Annotated in this window: 1 tRNA gene; it reads left to right on the top strand. The window is 47.1% G+C overall.

The window, feature by feature from the left end:
• Nucleotides 1-29 precede the first annotated feature (29 nt).
• Nucleotides 30-105: transfer RNA gene (locus tag QN347_RS20270), tRNA-Ala, on the top strand.
• Nucleotides 106-259: the final 154 nt, after the last annotated feature.

Raw genomic sequence — 259 nt, 5'->3', positions numbered from 1 at the left:
CATTGCTATAATCTCGCTTCTTCGCACCGGGGGGTATAGCTCAGCTGGGAGAGCGCTTGCATGGCATGCAAGAGGTCAGCGGTTCGATCCCGCTTACCTCCACCAAGTTTTATGCGAAGAATAAGAGTTTGAAAAGTCGTTAAGCCGGTTAGCCGCACCGGCCCGATTTTTAAGTAGCAAGTTTTAAGCAATACGCTTTAAGCAGTAAATTTTGGGTAGTAACTTAAGTTTGTCGTATCGGAAAGTCACTGTCCCCATC

The sequence above is a fragment of the Sphingomonas sp. 10B4 genome (assembly GCF_035019905.1).
Lineage (GTDB): Bacteria > Pseudomonadota > Alphaproteobacteria > Sphingomonadales > Sphingomonadaceae > Sphingomonas > Sphingomonas glacialis.
The sequence above is the reverse complement of the archived record's forward strand: the minus strand, read 5'-3'. Positions and strand labels throughout refer to the sequence as shown.